10 protein-coding genes and 1 other RNA gene are annotated in these 16,591 nt (G+C 40.8%); 2 read left to right on the top strand and 9 right to left on the bottom strand.

Annotated features, from left to right (window positions below; genetic code table 11):
- Nucleotides 1-117: 117 nt before the first annotated feature.
- The 7 genes from HMPREF0874_RS05570 to ffs all read right to left on the bottom strand — a co-directional run bounded on the left by HMPREF0874_RS05570 (nt 118) and on the right by ffs (nt 8,134).
- The gene (locus tag HMPREF0874_RS05570) at nt 118-1,236 is read right to left on the bottom strand and encodes an RluA family pseudouridine synthase (protein WP_039965219.1); all 1,119 of its coding nucleotides are present in this window, start codon (nt 1,234-1,236) and stop codon (nt 118-120) included.
- Nucleotides 1,236-3,824, bottom strand: coding sequence for a 3'-5' exonuclease (locus tag HMPREF0874_RS05565; protein WP_008602266.1), 2,589 nt, complete (start codon nt 3,822-3,824; stop codon nt 1,236-1,238). The genes HMPREF0874_RS05570 and HMPREF0874_RS05565 overlap by 1 nt, the downstream gene beginning before the upstream one ends.
- Nucleotides 3,825-3,836: 12 nt before the next feature.
- Nucleotides 3,837-4,088, bottom strand: a complete 252-nt coding sequence (locus HMPREF0874_RS05560) for a hypothetical protein (RefSeq protein ID WP_004694917.1) — start codon at nt 4,086-4,088, stop codon at nt 3,837-3,839.
- 4 nt (nt 4,089-4,092) lie between these two features.
- On the bottom strand, nt 4,093-4,689 hold the full coding sequence (gene recR / locus HMPREF0874_RS05555) for a recombination mediator RecR (RefSeq protein ID WP_004694915.1): 597 nt from the start codon (nt 4,687-4,689) through the stop codon (nt 4,093-4,095).
- Nucleotides 4,690-5,019, bottom strand: a complete 330-nt coding sequence (locus tag HMPREF0874_RS05550) for a YbaB/EbfC family nucleoid-associated protein (protein WP_008602262.1) — start codon at nt 5,017-5,019, stop codon at nt 4,690-4,692. It abuts the gene before it with no gap.
- A gap of 141 nt (nt 5,020-5,160) precedes the next feature.
- Entirely contained in the window at nt 5,161-7,866 is a 2,706-nt protein-coding gene (dnaX, locus tag HMPREF0874_RS05545; protein WP_008602258.1) for a DNA polymerase III subunit gamma/tau, read from the bottom strand.
- 168 nt (nt 7,867-8,034) lie between these two features.
- Nucleotides 8,035-8,134, bottom strand: an RNA gene (gene ffs, locus HMPREF0874_RS09945) — signal recognition particle sRNA small type.
- A 410-nt stretch (nt 8,135-8,544) separates the two neighbouring features.
- Here ffs and HMPREF0874_RS05540 point away from each other — a divergent pair.
- Entirely contained in the window at nt 8,545-9,309 is a 765-nt protein-coding gene (locus HMPREF0874_RS05540; RefSeq protein WP_050760777.1) for a DUF4393 domain-containing protein, read from the top strand.
- A 498-nt stretch (nt 9,310-9,807) separates the two neighbouring features.
- Complete coding sequence (locus HMPREF0874_RS05535; protein WP_008602254.1) at nt 9,808-10,923, top strand: Fic family protein; 1,116 nt, start codon at nt 9,808-9,810, stop codon at nt 10,921-10,923.
- Between the two features lie 290 nt (nt 10,924-11,213).
- Here the strand turns inward: HMPREF0874_RS05535 and tnpA are convergent, their stop codons facing one another.
- On the bottom strand, nt 11,214-11,675 hold the full coding sequence (gene tnpA / locus HMPREF0874_RS05530) for an IS200/IS605 family transposase (protein WP_008602252.1): 462 nt from the start codon (nt 11,673-11,675) through the stop codon (nt 11,214-11,216).
- A gap of 218 nt (nt 11,676-11,893) precedes the next feature.
- The gene (gltB, locus tag HMPREF0874_RS05525; protein WP_039965218.1) at nt 11,894-16,477 is read right to left on the bottom strand and encodes a glutamate synthase large subunit; all 4,584 of its coding nucleotides are present in this window, start codon (nt 16,475-16,477) and stop codon (nt 11,894-11,896) included.
- Nucleotides 16,478-16,591 lie beyond the last annotated feature (114 nt).

The following is a 16,591-nucleotide window of genomic DNA, read 5'->3' as shown; positions in this document are numbered from 1 at the left end:
ATTAATTCTCATTTCTCAATTAGAAATTTTGATGTATTGTGACTTCACAATGTATAGTACAAACTTATGACTAACAAACTAGTATTTTGTATTACGTAACGAGTTAACCAGATCAGATTATACCGTAACCGTAATACGCTCTCCTGTGCGCATGTGTGTAAATACTACCTTTTGAGCGCGTAATTGGAATGGCTGTCCCGTGGGTTGTGCACCGTATAATGTATCTCCTACAAGAGGGTGCCCTAAATGGCTGAAAGCTACTCGAATTTGATGTGTTTTCCCTGTGTACAAACGAACTAAAACCTCAGTATATCCACATTTATTGAACTTATACACAGTTTTGTCCACATTTGGATTATTTTTGTCCACATCTACTAATTCTATATCCACATTTTTTAGTCCTATATGCACAGAATTTTCAGACTTATTCACAGAGTTATCCACAGGCTGGGAAGAATGTCTACATAGGACGGAAAAATCTGTGCGAGTCTCTTTGCCCTTTGCATTTACTTCGTAATGAATACCATCAGCACTGCGTTCCATAGGGAATACTAAAGTATCCTCATCAGCTTCTACAATGCCTTCTACAGTAGCCATATACCACTTTTCAAAGGTGTTATCATCCATTTGTTGTTGATAAAGACTTTGAGCTAGACCGCTTTTAGCAATGACAATACAGCCCGTCGTATCTCGATCTAAACGGTTCAAGAAACGTACCTTTCGCTTGATACCATGTTCTTTAAAATAGTGCGCCACACCATTGGCAAGAGATAGTTGATCTTTAGAGTTCACCGTCACACCACTTGGCTTATCCACAATAAAAAGATCCTCGTCTTCGTATAAAACGGATAAGTCCATTTCAATTGGATCGTGGTCAATCTTCTCTTTAGCCATAGCAATCCAGATCTCATCGTCTACGGAGATTGCATCCTTTGGTGTAGCCTTATGCCCATTAATGTGGATTAATTTCTCTTCAAAGAGTTTAACTAAGGACTTTCGAGGATATTTAGTATCTAACACTTCGCCAAGTGAAATATCACATGCTTCGCCAGTATGTTCTAGATCACCACTTGACATGTCTTGATTGCTACTCGATATATCTCGATTGCTACTTGATACATCTTGACCGTTATTAGACAGCTTTTGTTTTGCATATTTCTGACTAAGCACAGCGTCTATATCTACAGCGGTCACGCTCCACAGAATATCATCAGGACGATGTGTTTTTCGCGCCATTAGTATCTCCTTTCTACGAGTTCAGAATCTCGTGGCATATAGTTGAGTAGCGAGCTTGGTTGAACAGCTCGACCTCTTATATTTGTCTGTTCAAAGGTAATAGTCAATTCTCGCTTAGGTCGAGTAATGCCCACATAGAACAAACGCTTTTCCTCGTCTTCACGACCTTCTGCAATAGCAAAGAGACTTGGGAAAGTTCCTTCATTTAGCCCAGCCAAGAATACATGGTCAAACTCGCTACCCTTCGCTTGGTGAATGGTAATGATAGGAATGCGATCTTCATTTCGTACCTGCTGCGCAGGCTCACCCGCCGTAAGGGCCGCCATCTGTAAGATTTGGTTTAATCGAGCCAAACCAGCAGACCCTTCATAAGCCGCATCTAGTTTTTCCATGATGCGATACAAATCGCGTATATGCTCTACTTTAGCCGCTTCCCCATGAGATTTATAGTACTCTAAAACCCCCATTTGGTTCATGATATACGCCAATAATTTCGTTGGCATCTCCGTATAGGCTTTTCTACGCAAGGTCGCCATTTGAGAGGCGATATCCGTGAAAGCTGCCTTATATTTATTAATAGCTACCATGCGACCCGTTGTGGTCGGTACGATATTTTCTTTCACCGCATAGATTAAAAGCTGTGCAGTGGCTAAAATATCGTCCATCGCATTGTGCGTTGGCTCATGGTGGATAGGAAACTCAGATGCAAGAAAGCCCAATTTATGATTTGGTAAATTAGGATAGAAACGACGGTAGATATCGAGGGTATCGTAAATAGCCTTGAACTCGGGATTGCCCAAGTTATGACGCGCCAATTCATTCGTAAAGATGGTCACATCATAGTTTACATTGTGACCTACAATAATAGCATTCTTGGAGAATTCCTTAAAGGCTTGTAGCACTATAGCTGGCTCTTCGCCGTGTTCTTGTAAATACGCATCGGAGAAGCCGTGTACCTCTTCGGATTGACCAACAGGTATACCAGGATTGATAAAGCGTTCAAAGGCCTCTAAAACCTGTCCATTTTCATCGATGCGGATAGCTGCAATTTGAATGATGCGGTCTTGAGACGTATCTGTGCCGGTGCTCTCCACGTCATAAACAACTACTTCGTGCTGCTCTAAGCCACTGACAAGCTTTGCATAAGGCTCCGCCTCAAAGATAGGCATATCCATAAAATCTGTCAATTTTAAACCTATTTGGCGCGTCTCTGGGCTTTCAATCGCAGCGATACGAGCGTCACCAATACCAGCAACATATCGCTTGATAATGCGCTTCGCACTGACAGAGTCGTTTGGATTCATGAGCAGTTTGAAGTAGGCCATAACATCTTTAATTTCTTGACGTCTAAAGAATTTAAACTCGTCTATAATCATGAAGTGACGACGTTCCTCTTCAGGTCGTTCGCCGTTAAGACGTTCAAAAGAATCACTTAGCTGCTGTGCCTTTTTATTATCCCGCACGAGAACGCCGATATTAGCATCCTTCGGTAAGGCGCAGATAGCTTCGTAGATATAGCGGCCCTCAAGGTAGCTATTTTTACAACCTTTAATGAGAACAGGCTTACCCTTGCTTTCACTATTGGCACGAGGTAATTCAGTGTAGATAGACCCAACCAGGTCAGGGAACATATTTTGTAAGGTTTTGAAAGCCATCGTAAAGAGCGTCCAATTAGAACGATAGTTTTCATAAAAGATGATTTTCAAGGGCTTGAAATCCGCATCAAATTGCTTAAGCAAGCGGAACGGATCGGAGCCACGCCATTCGTATATGGTTTGGAAATAGTCACCACACAAAAGTACGTGATTACCTTCCCACAACATTTCTAGAACTTTGTACTCTAGTACGCCTGTATCTTGCATTTCATCTACAGAGATATAGCTGTAACGGCTGCGCCAGCGCTCACGAACTACAGGGTCTTGAAATAGGCGATGAACACCACAGATGAGATCTGTAAAATCTAGGCCGTGCACGGAAGCTAAGCTTTCATCATACGCAGCAATCCATTCGTGACCATGATTCAAGAAATCATGGAGTTCACTGTAGAGGACATTGCCAAAGCTAGAGAATTGCTGCTCAATGGCTTCGCGCTGTTCCTTCTGTAAGCGTTCGATTGTCCGCTTGTAATCCCCTAGAAGGTCATCAGAATAAAAGCCATATAAGGAACGATATTCTTTCACCATAGCGATAACATTAGCAAAGGACATTTCTCGCAATTTACCAGGACGGTATGGTTCAAAGAGTTCCTTGCAGTCTTCTTCGTCAAAGATGGTCACATCCGTGTACAAGGTTTCGTTGCGCTTTCCCTCTTGTTGGAGAATGAAAAAGCAAAAGCTGTGGAATGTACTAACCTCCACAGCCTTTGCAGGACTGCCCACGAGCGATTGAATGCGGCCTTTCATCTCGTTTGCGGCCTTGTTCGTAAAGGTCATGCACAAGATATTCTCCGCCTTCGCATAGTCACCCTCGATGAGATGAGCCACCCGATAAGCAAGTGTATTCGTTTTTCCCGTCCCAGCGGACGCTAACAAGAGGATATTCTGTTCCACTTCATCAATAACGCGTTGTTGTTCACGATTGATAAGCATAAAAACCTCCTGTTATTTAATGCCGTAATATATAGCAGCTAAGACCATAGGAATAGGGCCTAAAATTGCTGTTAATGCCCAAATACCCACCCCAATATCCATTGGAATATTAAGTATATGAACGCATACCCAGTAGGTTAACCCACCAATCACAACATTCATAGCCACCCGTTTAATGGTGAAAAATGCTACTTTGAAAGCAATGTAGGCTACAGCAATGGAAATAACCGCCGATATAATCGGTGATGCTAATAAAGCTCCCATACTATTATCCTTTCATTTCTTGACGGTTCACTACGGCACCGCCTAGCGTTAATTCATCGGCATATTCGATATCGCCACCCACAGGAACACCGCGGGCAATGCGCGTTACCTTAATGCCACTTGGACTTAATAATCTCGCCAAATACAGAGCTGTTGCTTCTCCTTCGACATCCGGGTCTGTCGCAAGAATAACCTCTTGTACAACACCATCGCGAAGGCGTGCAATCAATTCTTTTACGCGAATATCGTCAGCACCGATGCCCTCCATAGGGGACAAAGCGCCTTCCAATACATGATACAAGCCCTTATAATCACCACTGCGCTCGATAGCAATGACATCGCGAGATGTTTCAACAACCATGATTGTCGTTTGATCGCGATTTGGATTGCTACAAAACTCGCAAGGATCTTGAGCTGATAAGTTAAAGCAAATAGAACAGTGACGCGTAGCCCCCTTCGCTTCTACGATGGTTTCCACGAGGCGGTCTACCTCTTCCTTCGGCATTTCTACCAAATGATAAGCCAAGCGTCTAGCCGACTTGGAGCCGATGCCAGGCAATCGGCGCAGCTGTTCTACGAGCCGTTCTAAAGCGTTTGTCATTTAGAATAAACCTGTTGGCAAGTTTAGACCACCAGTCACTTTGCCCATTTCTTGAGCCAAGAGGTCGTCCACTTTTTTGCTAGCTTCGTTTACCGCAGCCATTACTAAATCCTCTAACATTTCCACATCTTCAGGATCAACAGCTGTAGGATTCAATTTCAAAGACTCGATGATTTTTTCACCGTTCATCACAACGGTTACAGCACCGCCACCTACGGAAGCTTCTACAGTGCGAGTTTTTAACTCTTCTTGCATCTTCTTCATATCTGCTTGCATCTTTTGAACTTTTTTCATCATGCCAGCCATGTTGCCCATACCTTTACCAAACATTATATTTCCTCCTTTTAGGACATCGTCCTATACTAATATTCTAAGTCCACATCATTAACAATATATGACATAGATTTATTACATATGTGTCACCTAATAGCCCGAAAGCCAAAGGTTATTATCTAACAATTACTTTTTTATTTATTCTTCGATAACCTCGACTATGATGTCATGGTCTTCAGATAATTTTTCTAATGTTTCCGCCAAGAGAGGATTGTTTCGTTCCTCTTCTGTCATATGCTCTGGATCCCAGGCGTATTCTCGAGCCACCGTAACACTATCGATAGCCTCTACTTCAATAGGTGCTGGTGAAAGCATAGTTTTGTCATCACCTTGATGCGGGGTTTCCTCACGAGGTTCACCCCCATCAGACTTTGGGACAGCTTCCACCTCGATATGCGCACCGCTATCCATAGGGCGCTCTAACACTTCACCATCCTCGCTGATAACAGTCACACTATCTAATGGATGTGGTGGCATATCATCTAAGGATGATACATAAGAACCCTCCATATCATCTACAGGCACATCATCAAAGGAATGAACTGGAATATCATCCCCTTCAATAGAACCCGCTAGAGACTCAATAGGAATCTCACCATCAGGAACCTGATTAGATGGACTACCATCAAAAGATGTGATCGGCACATCACCAACGGATGCCGACTCTGTTTCTACATCAGCTCCTGATGCAGTTTCTGATGCATCTATTGTACTTGTATTCGCACTATCACTAACTGCTGTATTTGCAACAGCACCGCCTGTTTTCTTAGCTAAAAACGCCATCGCCGCAGCCTTAGCCGCGTCCACAGCTGCAGAATCAGGTTTACTCTCTTGCGGATCATTGGTTAAATCCATTTGTGTCGGTTCCGCACCGGAGGTCGTCTTTACGTCAACCATCGGTTCTTGTGGTCGTTGAGGTGCTTTTACTTGACGTTGTGTGGTGCTACCAGCAGCCTTTTTATAGTCTTTATAAACTTGCGTGAGGGCATCCACGATTTCTACATGTACTGCATAGCCCAGTGTATAAGTGAAAGCATCAACCGCCTCCGCCAAGTTCACTTCATTGGTCATTACATTGAGATGCAATGTATTTTTAAAGGCCATGACCGCCTTGCTTTGGTCTACGTACACCAGCTGACCTTGACCGATAACGGTAGAGGTCATATTGCGATTACTATCCTTCAAGTATTTAATCACATTGGACTGTACATTGCGATACTCTTGAGCAGATAAGATTTGTTCATTGATAAGGGCCTGTGTACTAATGCCTTTTTTACCGCGACCTTTAGCTTGGTTTCTCATGGTTTTTCGGGAAACTGGGTCCCCATTATTCGGTGGTGGCGCCATGCCAACGCCGCCCATTGGTGGCGGAGCCATACCCACTCCATTCATCGGAGGCGGTGTACTACCTAGTGCTCCCATCGGTGGAGGCGTCATACCTACACTCGCAGTCGGTGGAGTCATACCCACATTCGCAGGCGGTGGTGTCATACCTACGCTGCTTGGAGGTGGCACAGTGCCAACAGCAGTATTTTGAATACTACTCATGGAAGAATTCTGTACAGCAGCATTATCTACAGGAACAAAGCTGTTCGCATAGCCGCTAGGTGGAGCAAATGCATTAGCACCATAAGCTGATGTAGGAGCCGCTGGACCTCGTTGTTCCAATTGAGCCATGCGGTTCAATAAATCATTTCGTTCAGATCGCTCAGCACTTTCTAGAGCATATACACGGTCTTCCAAACTTCCATCAACAGCGCCTAATTTAGCACAAAGCACGAGTAGACCCATTTCAATGATGGTTCGTGGATTGTCCACTTGTTTCGCATCATTCATGATGGATTGAGCACTACGCACATATTGGTTAAGTTCATTGAAATCAACGCTATTGGCCTGAGCTAGAAACTCATCCTTAAAGGCATCGTATACCTTGAGTTCATCTGCATCAGGAGCCACCTTACCAACGAGCAAGGCGCGCACATGTTGAATAAGAGCTTCCATAATCTGCGTTGCATCGCGACCTTCTGCCAAAGCATCGTGAACGTAGGATAATACTTTAGGGCCATCACCATTGCGCAAAGCATCTAGGAAGTGAATAATCCATTCCTTACTTACGAGACCGATTAATTCTTCCACCACTTGCGGTGTAATAGAGCCCGTTGCCATACCGGCACATTGGTCTAAAATACTCAAGGCATCACGCAAGCCACCATCTGCATGAACAGCAATGAGCTGCGCCGCTGCAGAATCAAGACCAAAGCCTTCTTTTTCTGCTACGTAAGATAAACGCTGTGCGATGTCATCAGAAGTAATACGTCTAAAAGTATAGCGCTGACAACGAGACACGATAGTAACAGGCAATTTTTCAATTTCTGTAGTCGCAAAGATAAACATCACATGAGCAGGAGGTTCTTCTATGGTTTTTAAAAGCGCATTCCACGCCTCTGTAGTAAGCATGTGGGCTTCGTCTATGATAAAAACCTTTTTACGCCCTTCAACAGGCATAAATTTGACGCTTTCACGGAGAGCACGAATCTCATCGATACCACGATTTGATGCGGCGTCGATTTCAAGAACATCCATGGACTGTCCACTCAAAATCGATTTACAAGCACTACACTCGTTACAAGGGTGATCCGTTGGACCATACTCGCAGTTGATAGCGCGCGCAAAAATCTTCGCCATGCTCGTCTTACCAGTCCCCCGTGGACCGGCAAATAAATAGGCATGAGCTACCTTATCCTCACGGATAGCGCGCATCAATGTATCAGACACCTGATGCTGACCGACTACATCGGTAAATGTCTGCGGACGATACTTACGATATAGCGCAATATATGCCATTGGAACACCCCCCTTTTTCCGAAACTTACAATACTTTATTATACCATATTCAAGAAAATCTGACTCATTTTATAGAGTTTTATCAGTAATTTACACTAGTCATTCGAGCCCATCAATTAGACATAAAAAAAGCGGCCCCACAGGCCGCCTTGCAATATTCGATCACGACAGCCCCCGGGTTCCCCGTGGCACATGAAGGTTACCGCTTAGTGCTGCTACCTCTCAGTCCTGACACGATTCACAGGCCCCCATTGCACAGGCCCGAGAACTGCCATGATCCAATATTGCAATACAAATATTATACATGAAAAAGCATCTATAGTCAAAATACTTACCCCTCATAATTTTCTCATTTATCTTTAATATTAAAATAAATTTTAGTATAATGAGTATATATAAGTCTTGTATGTACCAATATAAACTTATTTCTGAAAAAAAATATTATATATATTATCAACTAACCACTTAGAGTTAATTTGTTACAGATCCTTATCTGCTCTATCACTAGACTTTTGAACTTGGATACTTTATCTTAAAGTTTTCATCATCAGCAAACTACTCTCTATTTAATTTATAACAAATAAAACATATGTTATTTTATAGACGCTCTATCTTTAAGCTTTATCCCTATCATTCACTTTTAACTCAATAATGTACATTAAAAAGAAGGTGAGCATTGTGGATTTTAATATCAATCTTAATCTACCAGAACCTATAAATAAATCCTTAAATCCTATTGCAACTGCAACCGGAGAAACATTCTCCAATATTTGGAACGCTTGTTTCGCACCAGTTAATTTATGGGCCAAAAAAAGGATCATTAAACATGAACAAGATTTTTTAGAGTTTAAACAGTCTGTAGAAACTCACTATACCAATATTCCTGATGAATATAAAAGTGAGCCAAACTTAAGTATTATTGGACCAGCTTTAGAGGCATCAAAATTCTATATCGAGGAAAAATCCATTAGAGAAATGTTTGCTAAACTAATAACAGCTGATATGGATACACGAAAGAAAAGCAATCTCCATCATTCTTTCGTTGAGATTATCAAACAACTCTCACCACATGACGCCTTGTTATTATCCAAACTTCCCAAAGTAGGTCCCATAGGTGAAATTCGTTTATATTATAAAGATGAAGCAACTTATTCGTTGCAAACAAAAGAAGACTTAATTATTATTCCTGATATTCCTGACTTAATAAATATTGACACTTCTATAGCAATAAATAATCTTAATAGATTAGGATTAGTTCAAATAGACCATATCATGAGTCTTGTTGACCAAAATTGTTATACACCTTATGAAAATTTAATTGAATTTAAGAAGGGTTTACTTTTAGTTGAAAGCCATCCAGAGTTATATACTAAAGTAGAAGTTTATAAAGGGATGTACTCAATCACGCCATTTGGAGATGCCTTTAAATCTATTTGTATCTAATTCAAGAATTCTCTTTTCTATTAATAAAAATATTTCATCACAAAACAATCCTAATATTTTAATGAATAGATTATATTTCAAAGATTTTTATTAATCTAAGAGTACTGTTAGAACAAGAAATATTTAATAACTAATAACTAATCAAGGAATAAATTATAATAAAACTCGTACAAAATCAAGATTAAAACATACTACATTTAATGACAGAGTAAAAGAAATAGGCAGCCTAAGATTAATAAAATTATTAACATCCCATTTGGGATATTTTACCTCAAAGCTATTCAAAAAATATTAGTTGTAAATATTATTCCCCTAAAGTAACTGAACATTCAATCACCTTTATATACGTTCAAGCGCTCATATACTCTTCTTTTCGTCCAATAATTTATATAAAGAAGGCATAAAAAGCTATTGAAAATATAGTTTTTCATGAGAACATAAACTTCAATTATCATATATTATGCAATTTTTTATCAACAAATATATTGGGAGGTAAAAATGCCAATTAGAGATTTTCCTACACCTCATATTCCACCTAAACTACCAATAACTAATGTTATCGATCAACTTATACCCTCCAAAACATTCTTAAAAAATGCAATCAATGGGGATTCATCATTATCACGATTTATTGGATACTTACAAAATATTCCAAATCCTACAATTCTAATATCTGCATTAACCGTCCAAGAGGCCGTACTCTCGTCTAAAATTGAGGGAACAATTGCAACTATTGAGGATGTCATAAACAATACTCCATCTACTGATATTATAAAAAATGATATAAAAGAAATTGAAAACTATATAATAGCTATACAATATGCCTTTGCTGAATTCAAAGAAAAAGATATTTCTATTACCAAAAATATGATTTGTGCGCTCCATAAAGTTTTGCTATCTGATAATGTGAGGGGTGCATCTAAAGCTCCGGGGCAATTTAAAACAGAACAAAATTATATTGCTAATAAAGTTCTTGGTAATTTTACCCCTTTGCCACCTTATTTAACCGAAGAGTATATTGAAAACTTAGTTGATTACATCAACTCCGCAAATGAAATTACACACTTAATTGCAATTGCGATTATACACGCACAGTTTGAAATGATACATCCATTTAAAGATGGGAACGGCCGTGTTGGTCGTCTATTAATCCCATTATATCTATTTATTAAAGGCTCTATTCCATACCCTGTCTTTTATATCAGTCGTTATTTTGCGACCAATGACAATAAATATAAAGAATGCCTTCATAATATTTCTCAAGCAGATATTAACTCACCTGACTATTATCAAGCATGGGAAGATTGGATTTCTTTTTTCCTAGCTGGTGTTGAAGAAGAAAGCAGCCTTCATATTCAGTCTGCAAAAAATATTATCTCCCTCTATAAAGAAATGATTGAGCATGTAAAAAAAACAGAACATATACAAATTATCGATTTTATTTTTGATAAGTTACGTGCCACCCCTAGCGATATTATCCGACATACACAATTAGGCAAAACTGCTGTTTATAGCACACTCAATTTATTAACTGATCTAGGCTACCTCTCTAAAATAGGTTCACCAAGAAAAAGTATTTTTATCTTTACCAAATTAGTAGATATTTTAGAATAAATTTCTAAAATACCTACTTTAAAAACTTATTCAAAATAAGTTTAAAAAAATGCTATTTTAAAAACTTATTCTATAGTAAGTATTTAAAAATACTATTTTAAAAACTTACGCTCACATATATTTAACAGTATATGTTCGATATGTAAAAATCAGAACCACCCATAAAACGGGGAGGGTTGCTCACAGGCTATAAGCCTGTATACTAGGCCAGCGTCTAAAGACGCTGGCTTTCACTACGTTCAAGCCACATAGCCATTGACTCGTAACCTTTCCCTCAAAGGGGATATGTATTACTTGCTACCCTTAAAAGGGTCCTCATATTCTTTTACACTCAACTTATCCTTCATTTGATCATGCAACTCTTCCTCACGTATATATTTTCTTACTGTTGCCTCATTTAGACCTACTATACTAGCATAATATCCCCCAGACCAAAAGTGTCTATTTCCAAATTTATACTTTAAGTTTGCGTGTTTATCGAACATCATAAGTGCACTTTTACCTTTTAAATATCCCATAAAAGATGAAACTGCTATTTTAGGTGGGATTAATACTAACATATGCACATGATCTGCCATGAGCTCCCCCTCTATAATTTTGACGCCCTTATATTCACATAAACGCCTCAGTATTTCACGTAAACTATTTCTATATTGATTATATATAACTTTACGCCTATACTTAGGTGTAAATACTATGTGGTATTTGCATAACCATTTTGTGCGCGCAAGACTTTGTATCTTTGTTGCCATATAAAACCACCTTTCTTTTGCATATAATACGGCTTGAACACCTATATTATCCTTAAGCAAGGTGATTTTTTTGTATAACATTCGTTGCCGCACCCGCATAGCGGGTGGTTTTATGATTCGCGACTACGTCGCGAACTAGTCTAAAGACAATAAAAAACTCCCACTAGTTTTCTTTAGAATTAACTAGTGGGAGTCTTTATTATAACTATTTTATTATTCTATTTTGCATATTTCTCTTTAAATGCAGCCAATTGTGCTTCTTCTAAGGATAAGCCTTGTTCTTTATAGCGTTCAATAGCAGCTTGCATTTCTTCGTATGCTACAGGCACAACTTTTGTAAATCTGTTTACAAAGTTATTCCAGTTTTCAAGGATGTGACGGCCTTTAGCGGAATTTGTATGCAATACATGTTGTTCTACTAGTTCTTTAATGCGTTTAAGGTCATCATTATTGGCTGTACGTAATTCTACGAGACCTGTATTGACATAGCGTTCATCGCAATCGAGGATGTACGCATAGCCACCGGACATACCTGCTCCAAAGTTACGGCCGATTTTACCGAGCACGAGCACTTCGCCACCAGTCATGTATTCACAGCCATGGTCACCGACACCTTCCACAACGGCAGTAATACCACTGTTACGAACAGCGAAACGTTCACCGGCCACACCGTTGATGTAGGATGTACCAGAGGTTGCACCATAGAAGGCAACGTTACCGATAAGGATATTTTCATCAGCTTCAAAGATGGATGCTTTCGGCGGATATACAGTGATGGTACCGCCGGACAAGCCTTTACCGAGGTAGTCATTCGCATCTCCTTCTAGTTCTAGTGTCATGCCTTTAGGGATGAAAGCACCGAAGGATTGACCCGCAGAGCCTTCGAAATTCAACTTGATTGTATTGTCTGGCAAGCCGCTTTCACCATAACGACGAGTCACCTCAGAACCAACCAACGTACCTACAACGCGGTTGATATTGGTGATAGCCAATTTAGCGCGAATCGGTTTTTGGTCCTCAATAGCAGGACGGCACATACGCAAGAGTTTGGACATGTCCAAGGTACGTTCCAACTCGTGATCTTGGTCAACCATATGCATATGGCCTACAGAGGAATCGATGTACGGACGGAACAATATACGTTTAAGATCAACGCGAGACAATTTGAAGTTATCATCTTGAGATTTTTGACGCACAAGATCGATACGACCAACGAGTTCAGCTACGGAGCGAATACCTAAACGAGCCATGATTTCACGCAATTCACGAGCGATAAAGAGCATCAAGTTTTCTACATACTCAGGCTTACCTGTGAAGCGGGCACGCAATTTTTCGTCTTGTGTGGCTACGCCGTAAGGGCATGTGTTGAGATTACATACACGAGCCATTTTACAGCCTACTGCAACGAGTGGCAATGTACCAAAGCCGAACAACTCTGCACCGAGCATAGCTGCTACAGCCACATCGAAACCGGTCATCAACTTAGAGTCTACCTCTAATTGAACACGGTCACGCAATCTATTGAGCATCAAGGTTTGATGAGTTTCAGACAAACCTAATTCCCAAGGCACACCAGCGTGTTTAACAGATGTACGACCTGCCGCACCAGTACCACCATCGTATCCGGAAATCAAGATGTTATCTGCTTTTGCTTTCGCCACACCAGCAGCAATCGTACCAACACCTGCTTCAGATGTCAATTTAACGGAAATACGCGCATCTTTGTTGACGCATTTCAAATCGTAAATCAACTCAGCCAAGTCTTCGATAGAGTAAATATCATGATGCGGTGGTGGAGATACGAGCTCAACGCCAGGAGTGGAGTGACGAGCTTTCGCGATTTCAGGATATACCTTTTTGCCCGGTAATTGGCCACCTTCACCTGGCTTAGCGCCTTGAGCACATTTAATTTGCAATTCTTTTGCATTGATCAAATAATTCGCTGTTACCCCGAAACGACCAGATGCAATCTGTTTTACTTCGGAGTTCATGCTGTCGCCGTTTGGCAATGGTTTGAAACGAGCTACGTCTTCGCCACCTTCACCAGAGTTGGATGTAGAGCCTAAACGATTCATAGCGATAGCAATCGCTTCATGCGCTTCTTTACTGATGGCACCGTAACTCATAGCGCCCGCTTTAAAGCGTTTTACGATAGACTCTTCCGGCTCAACCTCTTCGATAGGAATACCACCGCCTACTGGATAGTTCAATTCCATCAAGGAACGTAATGTAACGTGGTAATCGTTGCGAATCGCTTTAGAGTATTCTTTATATTTAGCATAATCGCTGTTGATAAGGGATTCTTGTAACAAATCAATCGTCTTAGGATTGAACAAATGCTCTTCTCCATCTTTTACAGGACCATACCAACCGCCTGGTTCGAGTACAGTTTCATCGGATTTGAAAGCCCGTTCATAACGAGCCAAGGCTTCATGTGCTACACCGCCAAGGCCAATACCGCCGATACGCGTTGGCGTATTTACAAAGAACTTGTTAATGAAGTTAGTATTCAAGCCCAATGCTTCAAAGATTTGTGCACCGTGGTAGGATCGAACTGTGGAAATACCCATTTTAGACATAACTTTCATGATGCCACCCACAGCGGCCTTGATGTAGTTCTTTTCTGCTTCTTCTGGTGTAATATCACCAAGACGTTTACGAGCTTGTAAATCTCGAACCGTTTCAAGTGCTAAATATGGGTTGACAGCCGTTACGCCATAGCCAATTAATGTACAGAAGTGATGAACCTCACGTGGTTCACCAGATTCAAGAATGAGGCCGATTTCTGTACGCAACACTTTGTCGATCAAATGATTATGAACAGCTGCTACAGCTAATAATGCTGGAATTGGTGCATGATTTTCATCGACACCGCGGTCGGATAAAATCAACACATTTTGATCTGTACGAGCTGCTTCTTCTGCCTTTTCGCATAAATCATTTAGCGCATCACGCAAGCCTTCAGCACCCTTAGTAGGATCGAAGAGAATTGGCAAGGTTACGGATTTCATGCGACGACAATCAAGAGCTTTGATGGACGCCAACTCTTGGTTTGTAAGGATTGGTGTACGCATGGATAATGCATAGGTTCCTGCTTTGTTAGGATCTGTTAAATTACCAGAGTTACCAAGCATGACCCGTGTAGATGTAACCATCTCCTCACGGATAGAGTCGATAGGAGGATTTGTTACTTGTGCAAACATTTGCTTGAAGTAGCTATATAGCAATTGTGGTTTATCAGACAAGATAGCTAAAGGCGCATCGGCACCCATGGCACCTACAGGGTCTTTACCATCTTTTGCCATAGGCACAATCATACGCACAAGGTCTTCTTGAGTATAACCAAAGGCTTGTTGATTTTTGAATAAATCTTCAATTTTTGGAATGGAGCTTTCATCGGCCTGAGTAATTTCAGATAAGTGAATAACGTGTTCTTTTACCCATTCATCGTACGGTAATTCAGTAGCAACGCGATGTTTGATTTCTTCATCGGAAATGATACGTTGTTCATCTGTATCGATAAGAAGCATTTTACCTGGTTCCAAACGACCTTTAGCACGGATGTTTTCAGCATTTTCGTTTACAACACCAACTTCAGAAGCCATGATAACGCGGTCATCTGTTGTCACATAGTAACGAGCGGGACGCAATCCATTGCGGTCAAGCACACCGCCGATAACGGTACCATCGGTAAAGCCCATAGCCGCAGGACCATCCCATGGTTCCATCATAAAGCTATTGAACTCATAGAAATCATGTTTTTCTCGGCTCATGAGATTATTGCGTTCCCAAGGTTCAGGAATCATCATCATGATTGCATGAGGCAAAGAACGGCCTGTCATGTGCAAGAATTCCAATGTGTTATCAAACATAGCAGAGTCAGAACCGCTATCATCTACTACGGGGAATACCTTTTTGATATCTGGGAACAATGGAGATTCCGCTTTACCTTCACGAGCATTGATCCAGTTTACATTACCGCGAATTGTATTAATTTCACCATTATGAACTAAGAAACGGTTAGGATGTGCCCGAGCCCAACTTGGAAATGTATTCGTACTGAAACGAGAGTGAACCATTGCCAACGCAGATGTAAAGTCAAGGTCGCTCAAATCAAGGTAGAAGTCGCGCAATTGACCAGGTGTTAGCATACCTTTATATACGATTGTTTTAGAAGACAAAGATGCGATATAAAAATCGCTGGATAATTCCTTGCTTAATGGAATGATGCGTTTTTCCGCCAATTTACGGATAATATATAATTTGCGTTCAAATTCCTTATTGTTAGTTACATCGGGGCCTTTACCGATGAGGATTTGAATCATCCAAGGACGAATCGCCGCAGCCTCTTTACCAACCTTTGTACCATCAACCGGTACTTCACGCCAGCCGAGAACAACTTGCCCCTCTTCGCGTACAACCTCTTCGAGAATTCGTTTTTGCTCATTACGGAGACTTTCATATTTATGGGCAAAGACCATACCTACGCCATATTCGCCAGCTGCAGGCAGATTAATACCAAGCACTTCACACTCACGCTTGAAAAACTCGTGCGGAATTTGCACCAAAATACCGGCACCATCACCTGTGTCCTTATCGGCACCGGCACCACCACGATGTTCAAGGCGCTCCAAAATGCGCAAACTATCGTCGATAATATCATGAGATTTTTTTCCCTTAATATTAACAACGAATCCCATGCCACACGCATCCTTTTCAAATTGGCTGCTATACATGCCATTGGCTTCGAGTCTAGCTTGATCTAGACATTGTTGCTCTATTGTGCTTTGCTTCATATCCATAACGTGCACTCCTTCATATCACTTGATTATTCCAAGCACTGCGGCATCGTTCCGTTCGGTCTTGGTAAAAGTATAACTAACAAACTATTTTTCTATAAAATTATCAATTCAACA

The sequence above is a fragment of the Veillonella sp. 6_1_27 genome (assembly GCF_000163735.1).
GTDB classification, from domain to species: domain Bacteria; phylum Bacillota; class Negativicutes; order Veillonellales; family Veillonellaceae; genus Veillonella; species Veillonella parvula_A.
The sequence above is the reverse complement of the archived record's forward strand: the minus strand, read 5'-3'. Positions and strand labels throughout refer to the sequence as shown.

Coding starts and splice junctions, on each gene's coding strand:
- HMPREF0874_RS05570 (WP_039965219.1), bottom strand. CDS start 1,236: ATGGCGCGAAAAACACATCGTCCTGATGATATTCTGTGGAGCGTGACC.
- HMPREF0874_RS05565 (WP_008602266.1), bottom strand. CDS start 3,824: ATGCTTATCAATCGTGAACAACAACGCGTTATTGATGAAGTGGAACAG.
- HMPREF0874_RS05560 (WP_004694917.1), bottom strand. CDS start 4,088: ATGGGAGCTTTATTAGCATCACCGATTATATCGGCGGTTATTTCCATT.
- recR (WP_004694915.1), bottom strand. CDS start 4,689: ATGACAAACGCTTTAGAACGGCTCGTAGAACAGCTGCGCCGATTGCCT.
- HMPREF0874_RS05550 (WP_008602262.1), bottom strand. CDS start 5,019: ATGTTTGGTAAAGGTATGGGCAACATGGCTGGCATGATGAAAAAAGTT.
- dnaX (WP_008602258.1), bottom strand. CDS start 7,866: ATGGCATATATTGCGCTATATCGTAAGTATCGTCCGCAGACATTTACC.
- HMPREF0874_RS05535 (WP_008602254.1), top strand. CDS start 9,808: ATGCCAATTAGAGATTTTCCTACACCTCATATTCCACCTAAACTACCA.
- tnpA (WP_008602252.1), bottom strand. CDS start 11,675: ATGGCAACAAAGATACAAAGTCTTGCGCGCACAAAATGGTTATGCAAA.
- gltB (WP_039965218.1), bottom strand. CDS start 16,477: ATGGATATGAAGCAAAGCACAATAGAGCAACAATGTCTAGATCAAGCT.